A 16,536-nucleotide genomic window follows, 5' to 3' on the forward strand; every position below is an offset into this window, starting at 1 on the left:
CTGCATCATTCATGCCACAATAGCGTCCACCTCATAAGAGTGCTGGCTTCACTTCTGCTGACGGGGCCGGACGTTAAAAGACTGAAGTTGGATGGTGTGCATGAATCAGCCTGAGTCACGGGACGAAGCCTCTCCAAATGCCGCCTCTCCGGGCGGTCCTGCTGGCTGGATAGAGCATCGGCTGCCGGTTTTTTCCGCATTCCGTAAGGAATATGTGGTCTTCCCCATGCCCCGGAACCTGAACTGGCTCTGGAATTTTGGCGCCATTCTGGTGGTTGTGCTGCTGCTGATGCTGGCAACCGGCACCTTTCTGGCCATGAACTACACCCCGACCAGTGCCGAGGCTTTCTTTTCAGTTGAAGCCATAGACCGTCAGTTGTCGGGCGGCTGGCTGCTGCGCGGCATGCATATGACCGGGGCCAACCTGTTTCTGGCCGCCCTCTATATTCATCTGTTCCGCGGGCTTTATTACGGCTCCTACAAAGCACCGCGGGAAATGCTCTGGCTCAGTGGCCTTGTGCTGCTGGTCATGGTCATGGCAACGGCCTTTGCAGGCTATATCCTGCCGTGGGGCCAGATGTCCTACTGGGGGGCTGACGTCATTACCAAAGCCGTCGGGGCCGTGCCGGTTATTGGCGGCACGCTGGAACATGTGCTGACGGGCAGTGACCATCTGGGCGACATCTTCCTGCACCGCTTTTTTGTGCTGCATTTTCTGATGGCGTTTCTGGTCGTCGCTGTTGTGGGGCTGCATGTGGCCTGCGTGCATGTGACCAAATCCAACAACCCGGTGGGAGTGGAACCCAAAACCCCAAAAGACACACTTCCCTTCCATCCTTATTACACCAGCAAGGATCTGATCGGGCTGATTGTCTTCGCCATGATCTTTTGTGCGCTGCTGTTTTTCTGGCCAGGCCTGCTGACAGAGCCGGACAATTATGCCCCGGCGGACCCACTACACACGCCCGCCAATATTGAGCCGGAATGGTATTTCCTGCCGTTCTACGGGTTGCTTCAGTCTGTACCGTCCAAGTTTGGTGGCCTTCTGGCGGCGGCAGGCTCCCTGCTTGTGCTGTTTGCCTTGCCCTGGCTGGACCGTTCCCCCGTGCGCTCCGCCCGCTTCCGCCCAATCTGCCGCCCGGCTCTGCTTGGGCTGGTGATCTCCTTTGTGCTGCTCGCACTGGTAGGCAAGCATCACGCCACCGGGGCATGGATGCTTATCGGGCGGCTGTCTGCGCTTTACTATTTTGGGTATTTTCTGGTGATCCTGCCGCTGGCCGCACGATTTGAAAAACCGAGGCCGCTCCCCACCTCCCTTGCTTCTGTCAAAGGAGATGCCTGATGGTCCGGCTTTCCCTTTCGCGCACAGCAGCATTTGGCGCAGCACTGCTGGCCAGCCTGCCGCTTGTCGCCCATGCGGCCCCTGCCGCGCCCACCCCACCCATGCCGCCGCATCAGAAATGGAGCTTTGACGGGCCCTTAGGCCAGTTCGACCAGAAGAGCCTGCAACGCGGCTTTGTCGTGTTCAATGAAATCTGTTCGTCCTGCCACGGCATGCGCAGCGTGACGTATAATGACCTCAGCGGGATCGGACTTTCCCAGCAGGCCATCAGGGATCTGGCGCATGCCAAACAGGTTCCCGGGCCGCTGGACGCCGCAGGCCACCCCACCATGCGCCCCGGCCTGCCAGATGACCATCTGCGCTCCCCCTTCCCCAGTGAGGCCGCAGCCGCTGCCATGATGGGCGGCGTTGCCCCGCCGGACCAGTCCCGGCTGGCGGCCATTCAGCCCCATGGTGCAGACTGGCTGTACGCATTTCTGACCGGCTACCATATGCCACCGCCGCCCGGTGCCCCGGTGGTGCCAGGCAAATTCTACAATGACTGGGCAGACGGGCATCTGGTGGGCATGCCACCCCCGCTGATGGACGACGCGGTCGAATTTCCGGATGGCACGCCTGCCACCGCCACCCAACAGGCACGGGATGTGACGACCTTTCTGGTCTGGGCCTCTGACCCGCATCGGAATGACAGGCACCGCACAGGCCTGTATGTTTTTGCCTATCTGAGTGGCCTGCTGGTACTGGCCATTGCCTGGAAGAGAAAAATCTGGAAACGCGGCACCACCCGGAACGCACAGGACGTAGACGACTGATGACAAACCCCGCAGACAACACCCCACCCAACGGGCAGGATCAGGACAACGGCGCTGGACGCCGTGATTTTCTTGGTATGGTCACCACGGCTGGCACGGTCACAGGACTGGCAGCCTGCGCCATCCCGTTTGTCGCTAGCCTGAAACCGCAGGACAGCGCCGCAGCCCATCAGCCGGTGGAAATTGACCTGTCCAAACTGGCACCGGGCCAGCAGATGACGGCCGTATGGCAGGGCAAGCCCATTTTCATTCTGCGCCGCACGCCGGAAGACCTCGCCAGGCTACAAAGCCCGACCCTGGTGAACGAACTGCGGGACGCACAGTCTGACGCGCTGCAACAACCCACCTACGCCCGCAACTGGCACCGCTCACTTCTGCCGGAATATGGTGTGTATGTTGGCATCTGCACGCATCTGGGCTGTGTGCCGGCCTACACGGCCCCGGCCGCAGCACCTGACCAGACAGGCCGCTACGCCTGCCCCTGCCATGGCTCGCAGTTTGATCTGGCCGGCCGCGTGTTTAAAGGCGCGCCTGCCCCTTATAATCTGCCGGTTCCCCCCCATGTCATGCCCACCCCCACAACACTGCGACTGGGTGAAAACCCCAAGGGGGAAAGCTTCGACTTTTCCACCATTGAGCAGATCTGAAAAACACGGCGTGTTGCCTGATGGCGGCGTTTGGCGGATAAGTCCCTCTCACGCGGCTGGCCATAAAAGGAGCGAAGGCTATGACAAAGACAGAAACATTCATTGTTGAAGGCATGTCCTGCAATGGCTGCTCCAGCAAACTGAAAAAAGCGCTTGAAGCCCTGAAGGGTGTGTCCGAAGCAGACGTGGTTCTGGAAGGTGGCACAGTAACCGTGCAGTATGACCCTGTCCTGGTAACGCCTGCCCAGTTTTCTGAAGTGGTGGACGATCTGGGGTTTGATCTGGCCTCCTGAGTGCCTGCTGACAAAACTGTGTCTTTTGCCCTCCTGCCGGGGAGCCCATCATGAAACAGTCTGGCCGTCGCGCGCGTCATTTTGCCAGTGTTTCACAATGCGCTCTGATTTTAAGCGGGATTCTGACCGGCCTCTGGGCTCCTGTTTCTGCCGAAGCAGAAGGCCAGAGGCGTTTGAGTCCTCTGCCCTCATCCCATAAAACCAAACGCATGATGTGCATCCGGCCCTTGTGCCATCCTATGGTGCACAAAAAAGCACAAACGCCCCCACCCCATACTGTAGCACCACCCATGTGCGCTCCTGCGCCTGCCTCGCCCGGTCAGGTAGAATGCATGACAGAAGAAAAGATCGAGGTTGTTGGGAGTGGTCATTCCTATACAACGCCGACCGCAGAAGCATGGGGAAAAACGCCTGTTGCTCTGAAGGATATTCCGCAATCCGTTTCTGTTCTGACACAGCAGCGCATGCAGGATTCCAACATGCTGACCATGACGGACGCCATGCGCCAGATTAACGGCATCCGCGTTCTGCCCGGCTCGACCGCAAATTCCAATTTTTATTCTCGCGGTTATCAAATGACGACCTCGGTTGACAACACGCCGGGAGCCGCTGGCACTTTGAATAATGCCAGCTTTGATCTTTCAATGTACGATCGGATTGAAGTCTTGCGCGGCTCTTCGGGCCTGCTGCAGGGCGGTGGCTCGCCGGGGGGCGTGGTTAATCAGGTGACCAAAAAACCCGGTATGGATTTTTCCGTCAATGGTGCGGCGACCGTTGGCAGTTTCAACAATTACCGCGCGGATATTGACCTTTCTACCCCCCTGAATGCCTCCAAGACCCTGCGTTTCCGCACGGCGGATCTGTTTCAGGATAATGATTATTTCTATAAATATGCCCATTCGCGCAAATGGCAGGCTTATGGTGCGCTGGAATGGGATATTACACCCTCCACCACCTTTCTTGTCTCCCACGCCGCGCAGCAGCAGGATATTACGGCTCCTTATTACGGGCTGCCTGTCACGACAGAAAAAACCCTCTGGTATGGAGGTCGCAGCGCGAACCCTTCCCAGAAATGGGGATACAGCAATTACATGACGCAGCAGACCATCGCCTCTCTGTCCCAAAAACTTTGGGGCGACTGGAAACTGACGGCTCGCGGCACCTTTTATGACCAGAGCTACAATACGCTTTATAATGAACCCTGGACGCAGATTGATGCGCAGACCGGCACCATGCAGTATCAGGATGCAGGTATTGTCGCTATGCGTGGCACCAACAGCGCACGCTCAGCCGATATTTACGCCAATGGCAGCTTTCGTTTTCTGAACCGTACCCATTACGCCCTGTTCGGCTTCAATTACAATTCCTACAATCAGGTGACGCGTTACGGCAATATTCTGAGCGATAACATTTATAATGGTGTGAACATCAACAACACCAATAGTGTGCCACGCCCTCCCGCAGGCAGTATCAGTTATCAGGAAGACCCGGACGGATATGGCACACGGGATAATGCGACCCAGTGGGGCTTTTATGGACAACTTCGTCTTGAAATCATCAAGCATCTCTCTCTGATTCTTGGTGGGCGCGTCTCACGCTTTTCCGAACGGATGCGATATATCTCGCCCGGCCCGACCAGCAGCTGGCAGCCTGAAGCCAATATTCATGGAGAGCTCACGCCTTATCTGGGCACAGTGTATCAGATCACACCCAACATTTCCTGGTACGCCAGCTATTCCAGCATTTTCACCCCTTCTGTGGGGGATATGTCTTACCACGGCGGAGGGCTGAAGCCTCAGCACGGCAATCAGGTGGAAACGGGATTCAAAGCCGAATATTTCAATGGACGTCTGAATCTTTCAACTGCGCTGTTCAGAATGGAAAACGTCAATCAACCGGTGCAGGACCCGGACCATTCCCAGTTTTATATAACAACCGGCCCAATCCGCCGTCAGGGCTGGGAAGCGCAGATTGACGGTAACATTCTGCCCGATCTCAATGTTTCTCTGGGTTATACCTATCTGGATACAAAAGTTTCCAATCCCAGCACCCCGGATTTTGGTGGCGTTTTTTCTCCGCGGCACATGTTTAAATCCTGGGTACACTATACCGTCCCGCACGGGCGGCTGCGCACTTTGAGCTTTGGGGTTGGACTGGACGCCAACAGCACTCTGCGCGGCAGCTACCCGACAACAGTGCAGGGCGGATACATGACGCTGGACAGCATGATCGGTTATCATGTGACACCGCATCTGAAGATCCAGCTGAACGCCAGCAACCTGACAAACCGCTATTATTATGAACGGGCAAGCGGTGTCTGGCAGTTCAACTTCCCCGCAGCCCCTCGCAGCTTTATGGCCACACTTCGTGCAAACTACTGAGAAAACGCCCCCTCATTCCCTTTCAGACTGGAAGGTCATTCTCCCCTACTGGCTTTCAGAAGAAAAATGGCGGGCCTTTGCCATGCTGGGAGGGATTATTGGTCTGTCATTTCTCTATGTCCGCACGGCAGTGTGGTTTGGAAAATGGAACCAGTCTTTTTTTGATGCCATGTTTGCGTTTCGCGCGCAGGACTGTCTTTCCCTGCTGCCATCTTATCTTCTTATGGCGGCTCTTTCTTCTGCCATTTATGTTTTTCAGGTTTATCTGACACAGGTTTTATCCATGCGCTGGCGACTATGGAATACGCGTGTCTATCTGCGCCAGTATCTTTCAAACGAGACCTATTACCGGCTGGAGCATGGCCAGGAACAGGCAGACAACCCGGACCAGCGTATTGCGGACGATCTGTCTCAAATGACAATCTGGACGCTCAAGCTGGGACTGGACGCCATTCAGGCTGTGACTACCCTAATCTCTTTCTCCATCGTGCTGTGGGACATTGGCGGCACGCTGTCCTTCAGCTGGCATAGCCATGCCATCCATATTCCCGGCTATCTGTTTCTCGGCACTGTTCTGGCAACCCTGTTTACGTCTTTGGTGCTGGAACGGTTTGGTGGCCCGTTAGTGGGCGCCAACTACCGCCAGCAGCATTATGACGCGGACCTGCGCGCAGGCCTCATGGACGTGCGCCGCAACTCTGAACAAATTGCTTTTTATGGTGGAGAGGAAGCTGAAAACCTACGTTTTTCACGCTATCTTGCGCATATTGCCACCAACTGGCGCAGCGTTGTAACCTACACATGGCGCGCTAATTTCATTACCAATTTTTTTCATGAAACAGCGTCCTGCCTGCTCTGGGTTATGCTCATCCCCAAACTTCTGGCTCATACGCTGACAGTCGGCCTGTATTCCCGCACCAATGCCGCTTTCATGCAAGCCCGCAACAGCCTGCAATGGTTTATTGATAACTACACGGACCTCGCCACATTGCGCTCCATCCTGCAACGTCTGAACGAGTTTGAACGCGTTGTGAGGCATCCTTTTGAAAAAGGGATTACCCGCCACACGCTCTCTTCCGGGGATGTGCAGATTGAAAACCTTATTCTCAAACGCCCGGACGGTTCTGTTCTGACCACCCTGCCCAACCTGACTCTGCACGCTGGCGAACGCTGGATGATCAGCGGCCCGTCTGGTGTTGGTAAAAGCACGCTCCTGCGTGCGCTGGCGGGTTTGTGGGGCTATGGCAGTGGCACGCTCTCATTTGACACACAGCATGCCATGTTTGTCCCGCAGCGGCCTTATGTGCCTGATGGTACGTCTCTCCGGCAGGTTCTCAGCTACCCGACCACACCGGATCATTATGACACGCAGGCTTATGAGAGCGTTCTGAAAAGCGTCAATTTGGCATGCTATATTCCGCGTGTTGATGACGTTGCAGACTGGAGCCAGATTTTCTCCCCCGGTGAGGAGCAGCGTCTTGCCATCGCCCGCGTGCTGCTCTTCCGCCCGCGTGTGGTGTTTCTGGATGAAGCAACATCGGCGCTGGATGAAGAGAATGAAACCCTGCTTTATAGTGTGCTGACAACACACCTTCCGCAGGCCACACTTGTCAGTGTGGCGCACCACGCCAACCTGCGCCGCTTCCATCAGCACGAAATTCTGCTGTCCCCAAAAGGCGCACTCATTCAGCCTATCCGCGAGACTGCGGCCGCCAGCGGTTCAGCAACAGCGAGTTACTGACAACCGAGACGGAACTCATCGCCATGGCTGCTCCAGCCACAATCGGGTTCAGCAAACCGCAGGCTGCCAGCGGCAGACCAAGGATGTTGTAGATAAAAGCGAAGAATAGATTTTGCCGGATCTTCGCCAGTGTTGCGCGGGAGAGTGAAATCGCGTCCAGCACACTGGTCAGATCACTTTTCATCAGCACAACATCTGCCGTATCCAGCGCAATGGCAGACCCGGCCCCAATCGCAAAGCCGACATCAGCAGCAGCCAGTGCCGGGGCGTCATTAATGCCATCCCCCACCATGCCAACAAGGCTGCCAGCCGCACGATATTTTTCAACAGCATCCGCTTTATGGCCGGGGAGAACACCGGCCATAAACTCATCCACGCCAACCTGCGCCGCCACAACAGAGGCGGTGCGCTGGTTATCACCCGTCAGCATCACGACCTTGATGCCGGATTTTTTCAAAGCGCTAACTGTTGCAATTGCATCGGGCCGCAGGCGGTCAGACAGGGTGATATAACCCAAAAGCTGATCGCCAAGTGTCACACCAACAACTGTTTTGCCTTCGCTCTCAAGCGCCTCAATCGCAGCATGGTCCAGCGTCACACCTGCATCCGTCAGAAAACGCGGGGACCCCAGACGGGCCAGCGCCTCACCCATCTGCGCCGTAACGCCCATGCCCGGAACAGCCTGGAATGCGCTGGCTACAGGAGCCTGCACACTGTGGGCCATGGCGTAGTCTACAACAGCGCGAGCCAGTGGATGCTCGGAATCCTTTTCCAGCGCATAAGCAACTGCCAGAAGATGCGCAGTCTCAACCTCCGGGGCTGGCTGCACATCACTGACAGTCGGCTTACCTTCTGTCAGGGTGCCAGTCTTATCGACAATGATGGTGGTCAGTTTTTCCGCCTGTTCCAGTGCATCGGCATTGCGAAACAGAATACCGCAGCGCGCCCCCAGCCCGGTGCCCACCATGATGGCTGTCGGCGTTGCAAGCCCCAGAGAACAGGGGCAGGCAATAACCAGCACGGAGACCGCAGAAACAAGGCTCCATGAGGCATTGCCCGTTATCAGCCAGCTGACCAGAAACGTCACCAGTGCGAAACTGACAACGGCAGGCACAAAAATGCTGGAAACCTTATCCGCCAGCCGCTGCACATGGGCTTTAGAGCCCTGTGCCTGTTCAACCATTTTCACAATACGGGACAGCGCGGTATCTGCCCCCACGCCTGTGGCTTTTACGCGCAGGACGCCATTGGCGTTCATGGTGCCCCCAAACACCTGAGCGTCCGTCTGCTTGAGCACGGGCAAACTCTCACCCGTCAGCATAGCTTCATTCACCTCAGAGGTGCCGTCCACCACCACGCCGTCCACAGGCACGCTCTCGCCGGGGCGCACCACCAGCATATCCCCGACATGCACCTCCGCCACGGGGCGATCCAGCACGTCCGCACCGCTTTCCACATGGGCAATCTGAGGCTGAAGCTGGAGAAGGCCTTCAATCCCGGCGCTGGTCTTGTTCTTCGCGCGGGTTTCCATCAGCTTGCCAAGGGAAATCAGCGTGATGATGGACACGCTCGCTTCAAAATAAACAGGCTGATGCAAATGGAACAGCACCACAGCTGCACTGAAGAAATATGCAATGCTTGTACCCAGCACCACGAGCACATCCATGTTGGCTGAGCCACCCCGCACCGCATTCCATGCACGCTGGTACAAATGGCGCGCGCAGAAAAACTGAACCGGCGTGGCCAGCAGGAGCTGCACCCAGTCGGGCATCATGTGCATTGAGCCGAAGACCATGCCGATCATCTGCACAAAGAACGGTAGAGACAGGAGTGCTGTCAGAAGGAAGCGATTACGTTCCGTCTGCCAGATAGCGATACGCCGGGCATTGGGATCTTCCCGAACCCCATCATCCAGCCGCTTCGCGCCAAAACCGGCTTTTTCAATACGGGCAATAAAGGTTTCCGGTTCCACAACACCGGGCACATAAACAATATGCGCCCGCTCCGCTGCAAAATTTACGCTGGCCTGCGTCATGGGTAGTTTGTTAAGAATTTTTTCAATCCGGGCAGCGCAGGCGGCACAGGTCATGCCCGAGAGAGAGAGATCGATGCTTCTCTCATCCACCGTAAAGCCCGCTTTGCGGACTGCACCCACAACAGTCTCGATAGAAGTTTCTGGCCCGTCCATCTGCACCTGAGCACGTTCCGAGGCAAAATTGACCGTTGCCTGCACACCGTCCTGACGGTTCAGAACTTTTTCAATACGCGCCGCACAGGCTGCGCAGGTCATGCCACCAACGGGGAAACTGACGGTCTGTGACACAGAGGACTCCTTAGGGGATTTCATTGTATTTTATACCCCATACCGGTATAAAAAAGAAAGAAAACCTGCATGCAAAACGCGTGCTCTGTCAGGGAACAGCCTTATATGACCAGCACGGCCTTCCCCCACAACCCCGGCAGAACTCCCGGTCATGCCGTCGCGGCTTCCTGCGGAACAGCATCCTTTCTTGAGACCATACCGCCGTCGAGGTATCAGGTTGCTCCTGCCCTGCTTTTCTGCGCCCCCTCATTTGTCTGAGCTCATGCCTGTTCTTCTGCTTCGTATCCTGCCCGGCAGACCTTTTGCATCGTCACGATCCGTGCGCCTCATCGCGCCAACGGTTCTGGCTGGTGGCCTTGGTCTGGTCAGTGCGACAGAGCCTGCGCTGGCGCAATCAGCAACCAGCACCAGCACCAGCACCAGCACCAGCACCAGCACCAGCACCACATCCGAAAATCCCCAGACAACGTCCACCCAAAAGACTGAAGATATTGATGTCGTTGGCCACAAAGCCCGTGGTGAGGCGCTCGGACATCTAAAACCGATCATGCAGATTAAGGCCGATGAAATCCGGGCCTATGGTGTGGATTCCGCCTCAGATCTACTGACAGCTATCTCTCCGGAAACACGCTCCGGGCGCGGAGCAGGAGGAAACGGGCCTGTCACCCTGCTAAATGGCAAACGTGTTTCCGGCATGCAGGAACTTCAGGATCTGCCCTTTGAATCCATAGATCATGTGGAAATCTTTACCGAAGAGGAAGCTCTGAAATACGGCTATTCCGCCACACAGCGCGTGGTGAATATTATCACCGTTGAGCATTTCCGTGCCGTCCGCACGCGTTTGAGTGGCACCACATCCACAGATGGGGGAGGAGAAACCGGCGCGCCATCCCTCAGCTATACAAAACTGGATGGGGAACGGCGGATCAATCTGAGTGCACGCTATTCCAATCAGGCCGAACTGAAAGACAGCCAGCGCGGCGTGGTGCCAGCGCGGGCCAGCGGGTTATATGCCAATGCAGGGAATGTCACCGCAGCAGACGGCGGCAGTCTGGACCCCACACTGGATGCTCTGGCAGGTACGCCCGTTACCGTCGCGGGAGTACCCTCACTGGCCAGCACGCAAGTGCCGACACTTCAGGATTTTCTGCCTTACGCGAACCTGCCACACAGTAACGGGGACGCCTCGGCCTACACTCTTCAGCCCAGTGTGCAAAAACTGACGCTGAATGGTGTGATTGCCGGGCAGATTTTCAAAACAGTCACGTCTTCCCTCAACCTGACCTATACCCGCCAGGATCAGCACAGCCTGCAAGGCCCGGCACGCGGCATTCTGACCCTTCCGGCCAGCAACCCGTTTTCTCCTTTTTCAGAAGACACATTGCTGTACAGAAATTTTACAGAAACCTCTCCCCTCCGCCAAAAAGTGCATACCGAAACAGCTCATGCCGGTCTGAAGTTTGATGGTGATGTGGGAAGCTGGAAGTGGAACAGCACAGGCAGCTATGACCGGTCAGAAATAACAACCAGCAGCCAGACCGGCCTGAACCTGCAAACTGTCCAGACGGATCTGACAGACGGCAGCACGGCTCTCAATCCGTTTTCTGTTTTTCCGGCCAATGCGCTGTCTCAACGCACCCTGAACACCGGCCACACCACCAGCAATAACGGGCAGGTCAGCGGCCTGATGTCAGGGAATGTCTTCTCCCTCCCCGCGGGCGATGTGGCGACCAGTGTCTCGCTCACCGGCGCTCTGACGAACCAGAATGCCGTTTCCTCCATCAAATCCGAACGGTCTTACAGCCATATCCGGCGCGAGGTCGGCACGTTTCAGTTCAATGCGGATATCCCTATTGCCAACAGAAACAAGCATGTTCTGTCCTTTCTGGGAAAGCTGGATGGCAATGTAAACGCGGCGGTCAATCAGGTGTCACAATTTGGCACACTGGGCACCATTGGCGGGGGCGTGACATGGGCACCCCTCTCATGGGTGCAGTTTCCACTCTCCATCACCAACAGTCAGGAAGCACCCACTGCGTCCCAGCTTGTCGCCCCCACCATCCAGACCCCCAATGTCACAACCTACGACTATGTCACCGGGCAATCCGTGCAGGTCACCAACCTGTCGGGCGGCAACCCGAACCTGAAAGCCACCAGTCGGCATGAAATCAGTCTGGGGACGTTAATTACTCTGCCCTACATCACCGGCGCACGGCTGCATGTGAACTACGTGCATGACACAACCCACAACACCATTCTCTCGCTGCCCACAGCAACTGCCGCGATCGAAAACGCCTTTCCTGACCGCTTCCAACGCAATACGGACGGCATTCTGGAAAGTGTTGATATCCGCCCGGTCAATGCAGACAGCGAAAGCCGGAGCGAGTGGAACGCCACCCTCTCCTTCTCCCAGCCGTTACAGGGCAGCGGGACGGACAGGCATGGCAAATCGAAAAAAGCGCATGGCCGGATTTATCTGGTCGCCACACAGGTCTGGCGGTTGCAGGATACCGTCACGCTGCGATCCGGTCTGCCGGCTATTAATCTGCTCCGGGGTGGCACCATCAGTGGTCTGGGTGGGCAGCCCCGGCATGAAATGGAACTTCAGGGCGGGATCTATGATAAAGGCATCGGTGTCCGCCTCGTCGGAAAATGGCAGGCTGGCACATCGACTCTGGCATCTTCCCCCGGCGATAGTCTGTATTTTAGTGCGCTGGGAACACTTGATGCCACCGTGTTTGCAGATCTGGGTGAACTGCCACATTGGGAAGACCGGAAATGGGCAAAAAACTTCCGTCTATTTTTATCTGTGGACAATGTTTTTAATGAACGTATCCATGTTCATAATGGAAAGGGCACGACACCAGCGGGCTACCAGCCAGCCTTCATGGACCCACTTGGCCGCACTATTACATTTTCTATCCGTAAAACAGTCTAAATCACTCCCTTACGGACTGGCGTCTCATATTTACCTACGGATAGCGGGATAAGAGATGACCTGCTAGGAAAGGCGCCATAGAGAGAAAGGGGACACCATGGCAACGCAACCCCGGGCCACAACCGCCCCGGCAAAATGTAACACATGTGAGAGCGAGGGGACGTCCGAGAAACGCGTTCAGCAACCCCACAAAAAAGCTCTGACCAATCGGCTGCGCCGTATTGAAGGTCAGGTTGGTGGGGTGCTGAACATGGTGGAGCAGGACCGCTATTGTGTGGACATCCTCATGCAGATTTCTGCCGTGAAGTCCGCGCTGGATGGTGTTGCGACCGAAATTCTCTCAACCCATGCCAATGGCTGCGTACGCAAGGCTGTGCAGGAAGATGGCGGGGAAGAAGCCATTGAGGAACTGCTGCGCGTTGTACGCAGAATGATCCGGTAAGCCCCTTCCCCATTCTGCCGGTTTAGCGTTCCAGCGTGGCATCCGGCGCGGGCTGTGCAGGCGCGCTCATATTGCCATTCATTTTATCGCAGACGGCTTTCTGCTCCTTCATGGCCGCAGTCAGCGCCTTGCCCTGCTTTTGCAGTGTTTCAATCCTGCTGCACACAGCCATCTGCTGTTCCATACTCATGCTTTCCATGCCGTGCGGAGCCGTCTGTTTGGGGACTCCCCTCTTCATATCCCCCATGTTCTGCCCCGGTGCCATCTGCATTGGCTCAGCCTGCGCAACACCGAAAAAAAGAAGAGCTGCAAGAGCAAGAAAAGAAGACCGCATTAAGTATATCCTTTTTTATAATAAGAAAAATTCAGAACCAGCTCCGAATCCCCAGTGTAAAACGCACAGTTCCGGTCTCGCTGCCCTGGTCATGCACAATCCGACGCGCCTGCGTGAGATATCCGGAATAGGTGACTGCTACGTAGGGCGCGAACTTCCGCCACAGCTCGTAGCGCAGGCGCAACCCGGCATCGACATCCGACAGGCCTGCCCCTACCTGCCGCCCGGCGTCGGATTTGGTGTAGAGATTGAACTCGGCCTGCGGCTGAAGAATCAAGCGGTTGGTCAACAGGAAATCGTATGAGCCTTCCAGCCGGGCCGCAAAACGCCCACGATCACTGATATAAGCCGTTGCCTGCACTTCAAACTGATACAACGCCAGCCCCTGCACGCCGAACGCCCCCCATGTGCGTGTTGGACCATCATCAAGATCCGCGCGCACGCCACCCTGAAGATTGAAATAGGGTGAGATGGAGCGGCTATAGAGCAGTTCGTGATCCCCGTCATGCAGGCGACCTCGCTCCAGTGTGCCTTCGGTTTTCAGCCAGACCTTGTTGTAATCAGATCCATACCAGGCCTCACCATCCCAGCGAAAATCCGTCCCGCCCGGTGCATACCGCCCTTCCAGCTCATTCATGATGCCGTGAAAATAGCTCTCCTGATCCATGACCGGATTGATATGGCCCAGATACACCACTGGGGTGGCAGAAGGGGCATCTGCCGCGTGGTAGCGCGTGCCGGAGACATTGATCGCAGTAGCAGAAGACGCGTTATCTGCCGCCTGTGCTATGGGCAGGGCCAGCGCCTGTGCGACCAGACATGCCCCCATCAAAACATGGTGCTTCATTCCACAATCACCGTGCGGAACATCCCCAGATCCATATGGAGCATCAGGTGGCAATGATAGGCCCACATCCCAGGCACATCCGCCGTGACCAGATAGCTCATCCGAGAGCCCGGTTGAGAAATAAGCGTGTGTTTATAAGGCCGAAAGTCCCCCTGACCGTTCTCCAGTTCACTCCATAATCCATGCAGATGAATGGGGTGTTCCATCATGGTGTCGTTAATCAGCGTAAAGCGGACCCGCTCCCCTTTTTTCAGGTGGATCGGTCCGGATTCTGAAAATTTCCGTCCGTTAAAACCCCAGATATACCGCTCCATATTGCCCGTCAGATGCAGGATGATTTCACGCGACGGAGGCCGCGGGTCCGCTCCCGGTCGGGTAGCCCGCAACTGTTTGTAGTTCAGCACCCGCCGACCATTGTGCTCCAGTCCGTCTCCAGGGCTGCCCAGCCGGTCAACCGGCATCATCGCCACATTCTGGTTCTCCACATTGATGGGCGGTGGCCCGGGGTCATCCACCTCAATGGGCGGCATGGTGTGGTGCATATGGCTCATATCCATACCGTGCATGTCCATACCCGCCATACTGCCACCGGACATATCCATGCTGCCCTTATCCGGTCCGGCCATACTTCCGCCCGGCATCTCCATATCCTGCATGCTATCGCCGGGCTTCATGTCCCCCATCCCCATGTCGATCATGGTGCGGACAGGCCGCGGGTCCATTGGTGGCACCGGGCCAGCCATACCCGCACGCGGGGCCAGTGTGCCGCGAGCAAAGCCTGTTCTGTCCTCACTCTGCGCAAAAACAGTGTAAGCGCGGTCCTCCTTCGGCTGCACGATCACATCGTAGGTTTCTGCCACACCAATGCGAAATTCATCGACGGGCACGGGTTCCACATCATTCCCGTCCGCCTGCACCACCAGCATTTCCAGACCGGGAATACGGATATCAAAAAAGGTCATGGAGGACCCGTTGATAAACCGTAGACGCACCTTCTCACCGGGACGGAACAGGCCATTCCAGTTCATATCCGGGGCATAACCGTTCAACAGATAAGTATAGATAATCCCGGTCACATCCGAGATATCCGTGGCAGCCATCCGCATGCGGGACCAGGCCAGCCGGTCCTTCAGGGCAGCCGCAGCACTCCCTGCCTCGCGCGCTTCCTTCGGGAAAGAAGCAACTGTCCGCTGACGGAAAACGTAATAATCATCCTGCATCTTGAGGTTGTTAATCATGTCCATGGGGGACACATCCGTCCATTCGGACAGTAGAATCACATAATCCCGGTCACACGCATTGGGGGCCGGGTGAATGGGGTCAATCACCACCGCCCCGTAAAGCCCCTGCGCTTCCTGCATGCCGGAATGGCTATGGTACCAATATGTGCCGCTTTGATGCAGCCGGAAGCGATAAGTAAATGTCTCACCGGGTTTGATGCCGGTAAAACTCAGGCCCGGCACCCCGTCCATATCCGATGGCAGACGAATACCGTGCCAGTGAATGGACGTATCCTCGTGCCTGAGCGTGTTAGTGACGTTCACCGCCACAGTATCCCCCTGCCGCCAGCGCAGCACAGGGCCGGGCACCGTGCCGCCGATACAGGGGGCGTTCAGAGCCTTGTGGTCAATTTCAATATGGGTGCGGCCAACACGCAGATCCCACGTCGCCGAAGGCTCTGCCGGGATGAGTCCGGCAGGCAATACGGCACTCGCAGAACGTGCAGGATGTGGGAGAGCCGCCATCAGGCCGCCAGCTCCCATCCCCGTCACAAACCGACGACGTGTCAGGCCGCCCCGCAAACGGGACGAAGAAAACATTCTGAAAAATCCAAACAGTCACACGCAACCCCCCGCTTCCTGACAGGAAACGAGACGGAGGACGCCTGTCAGCGCCTAGCTGTTCAGAATTCTGGGGGGACGCAGAGGCGGCAGCCAGTCAGCCCCGGCAAACCCTGTTTGTGCAGACATGCTGAAAGACTGAGCTTTCCCAACAGGACGCAAAACCGGATACAACGCGTCCGCCGGCGCCGGAATGTCTGTCGCAGCAACATGCACATGGCAGCATTTGTCACCATCATGCGGCATGGTGTGGGAGTCAGGATGCGTCATCATGCACCGCCCATCCATCGCGTCTGCCTCGGAGCAGGACGTTGCCATGTGATGCATCATGGCATGATGCGCCTGCGCTTCTCGCTGGGCCTGTGCGGGGGAAATACCCGCCAGCAACCCCACCTGCATTAGCAGGCAGGCTAGCAGACCAATCCATATCCGGGCCTGTGTCCTGACCATTCAGGGCTCCTGTCCTCAGACGCGAGAATGCAAACGTAGTGCTATTTTATACCCATGGGGGGAATAAACGAAAAGCCTTTTCTCCAGATGACAGGCAACCGGTTAACAGCCTGACGGCCTCTGGACGCTTTCTCCCTGGGCATCA

At 56.6% G+C, this 16,536-nt stretch carries 13 protein-coding genes; 8 read left to right on the forward strand and 5 right to left on the reverse strand.

The annotated features are described in order from the left end of the window. Positions 1-100: 100 nt before the first annotated feature. From KP703_RS10750 to KP703_RS10775, 6 genes are all read left to right on the forward strand, one after another. Entirely contained in the window at positions 101-1,342 is a 1,242-nt protein-coding gene (locus KP703_RS10750; RefSeq protein WP_215754888.1) for a cytochrome b N-terminal domain-containing protein, read from the forward strand. Beyond that, positions 1,342-2,154 (forward strand): cytochrome c1, encoded by an 813-nt coding sequence (locus KP703_RS10755; RefSeq protein WP_252354018.1) that lies wholly within the window; start codon positions 1,342-1,344, stop codon positions 2,152-2,154. The genes KP703_RS10750 and KP703_RS10755 overlap by 1 nt, the downstream gene beginning before the upstream one ends. Continuing rightward, a complete protein-coding gene (gene petA / locus KP703_RS10760; protein ID WP_215754890.1) occupies positions 2,154-2,801 on the forward strand; it encodes a ubiquinol-cytochrome c reductase iron-sulfur subunit in 648 nt (215 codons plus the stop codon). The genes KP703_RS10755 and petA overlap by 1 nt, the downstream gene beginning before the upstream one ends. An 80-nt stretch (positions 2,802-2,881) precedes the next feature. Continuing rightward, positions 2,882-3,094: a heavy-metal-associated domain-containing protein gene (locus KP703_RS10765; protein WP_215754892.1), complete on the forward strand. Its 213-nt coding sequence runs from the start codon at positions 2,882-2,884 to the stop codon at positions 3,092-3,094. 332 nt (positions 3,095-3,426) lie between these two features. Next, positions 3,427-5,475, forward strand: a complete 2,049-nt coding sequence (locus tag KP703_RS10770) for a TonB-dependent siderophore receptor (protein WP_215754894.1) — start codon at positions 3,427-3,429, stop codon at positions 5,473-5,475. Beyond that, positions 5,393-7,216 carry an ABC transporter ATP-binding protein/permease gene (locus KP703_RS10775; protein ID WP_215754896.1) on the forward strand — a complete coding sequence of 608 codons (1,824 nt, stop codon included), beginning with the start codon at positions 5,393-5,395 and terminating at the stop codon, positions 7,214-7,216. The genes KP703_RS10770 and KP703_RS10775 overlap by 83 nt, the downstream gene beginning before the upstream one ends. Here KP703_RS10775 and KP703_RS10780 read toward each other — a convergent pair. Beyond that, entirely contained in the window at positions 7,167-9,539 is a 2,373-nt protein-coding gene (locus KP703_RS10780; protein WP_215754898.1) for a heavy metal translocating P-type ATPase, read from the reverse strand. The two genes, KP703_RS10775 and KP703_RS10780, sit on opposite strands and share 50 nt — an antisense overlap. A gap of 262 nt (positions 9,540-9,801) precedes the next feature. On the opposite strand from KP703_RS10780, the gene KP703_RS10785 reads away from it, so the two are divergent. After that, on the forward strand, positions 9,802-12,477 hold the full coding sequence (locus tag KP703_RS10785; protein ID WP_215754900.1) for a hypothetical protein: 2,676 nt from the start codon (positions 9,802-9,804) through the stop codon (positions 12,475-12,477). Positions 12,478-12,574: 97 nt separating this feature from the next. Next, the gene (locus tag KP703_RS10790) at positions 12,575-12,919 is read left to right on the forward strand and encodes a metal-sensitive transcriptional regulator (RefSeq protein ID WP_062142657.1); all 345 of its coding nucleotides are present in this window, start codon (positions 12,575-12,577) and stop codon (positions 12,917-12,919) included. A 22-nt stretch (positions 12,920-12,941) separates the two neighbouring features. On the opposite strand, the gene KP703_RS10795 is transcribed toward KP703_RS10790, so the two are convergent. From KP703_RS10795 to KP703_RS10810, 4 genes are all read right to left on the reverse strand, one after another. Then, the gene (locus KP703_RS10795) at positions 12,942-13,253 is read right to left on the reverse strand and encodes a hypothetical protein (protein WP_215754902.1); all 312 of its coding nucleotides are present in this window, start codon (positions 13,251-13,253) and stop codon (positions 12,942-12,944) included. A 31-nt stretch (positions 13,254-13,284) separates the two neighbouring features. Further along, positions 13,285-14,100, reverse strand: coding sequence for a copper resistance protein B (locus tag KP703_RS10800; protein WP_215754904.1), 816 nt, complete (start codon positions 14,098-14,100; stop codon positions 13,285-13,287). After that, a complete protein-coding gene (locus KP703_RS10805; protein WP_215754906.1) occupies positions 14,097-15,920 on the reverse strand; it encodes a copper resistance system multicopper oxidase in 1,824 nt (607 codons plus the stop codon). The genes KP703_RS10800 and KP703_RS10805 overlap by 4 nt, the downstream gene beginning before the upstream one ends. A 75-nt stretch (positions 15,921-15,995) precedes the next feature. Further along, positions 15,996-16,391, reverse strand: a complete 396-nt coding sequence (locus KP703_RS10810; RefSeq protein ID WP_215754908.1) for a DUF2946 family protein — start codon at positions 16,389-16,391, stop codon at positions 15,996-15,998. Between the last annotated feature and the right edge of the window lie 145 nt (positions 16,392-16,536).

Origin of the sequence: Acetobacter sp. P5B1 (assembly GCF_018811985.1) — a bacterium.
GTDB lineage: Bacteria > Pseudomonadota > Alphaproteobacteria > Acetobacterales > Acetobacteraceae > Acetobacter > Acetobacter cerevisiae.

Excerpts from the sequence above, each read along its gene's own strand:
- KP703_RS10750 (WP_215754888.1), top strand. The coding sequence starts at position 101 with ATGAATCAGCCTGAGTCACGGGACGAAGCCTCTCCAAATGCCGCCTCT.
- KP703_RS10755 (WP_252354018.1), top strand. The coding sequence starts at position 1,342 with ATGGTCCGGCTTTCCCTTTCGCGCACAGCAGCATTTGGCGCAGCACTG.
- petA (WP_215754890.1), top strand. The coding sequence starts at position 2,154 with ATGACAAACCCCGCAGACAACACCCCACCCAACGGGCAGGATCAGGAC.
- KP703_RS10765 (WP_215754892.1), top strand. The coding sequence starts at position 2,882 with ATGACAAAGACAGAAACATTCATTGTTGAAGGCATGTCCTGCAATGGC.
- KP703_RS10770 (WP_215754894.1), top strand. The coding sequence starts at position 3,427 with ATGACAGAAGAAAAGATCGAGGTTGTTGGGAGTGGTCATTCCTATACA.
- KP703_RS10775 (WP_215754896.1), top strand. The coding sequence starts at position 5,393 with ATGAACGGGCAAGCGGTGTCTGGCAGTTCAACTTCCCCGCAGCCCCTC.
- KP703_RS10785 (WP_215754900.1), top strand. The coding sequence starts at position 9,802 with ATGCCTGTTCTTCTGCTTCGTATCCTGCCCGGCAGACCTTTTGCATCG.
- KP703_RS10790 (WP_062142657.1), top strand. The coding sequence starts at position 12,575 with ATGGCAACGCAACCCCGGGCCACAACCGCCCCGGCAAAATGTAACACA.
- KP703_RS10795 (WP_215754902.1), bottom strand. The coding sequence starts at position 13,253 with ATGCGGTCTTCTTTTCTTGCTCTTGCAGCTCTTCTTTTTTTCGGTGTT.
- KP703_RS10800 (WP_215754904.1), bottom strand. The coding sequence starts at position 14,100 with ATGAAGCACCATGTTTTGATGGGGGCATGTCTGGTCGCACAGGCGCTG.
- KP703_RS10805 (WP_215754906.1), bottom strand. The coding sequence starts at position 15,920 with ATGTTTTCTTCGTCCCGTTTGCGGGGCGGCCTGACACGTCGTCGGTTT.
- KP703_RS10810 (WP_215754908.1), bottom strand. The coding sequence starts at position 16,391 with ATGGTCAGGACACAGGCCCGGATATGGATTGGTCTGCTAGCCTGCCTG.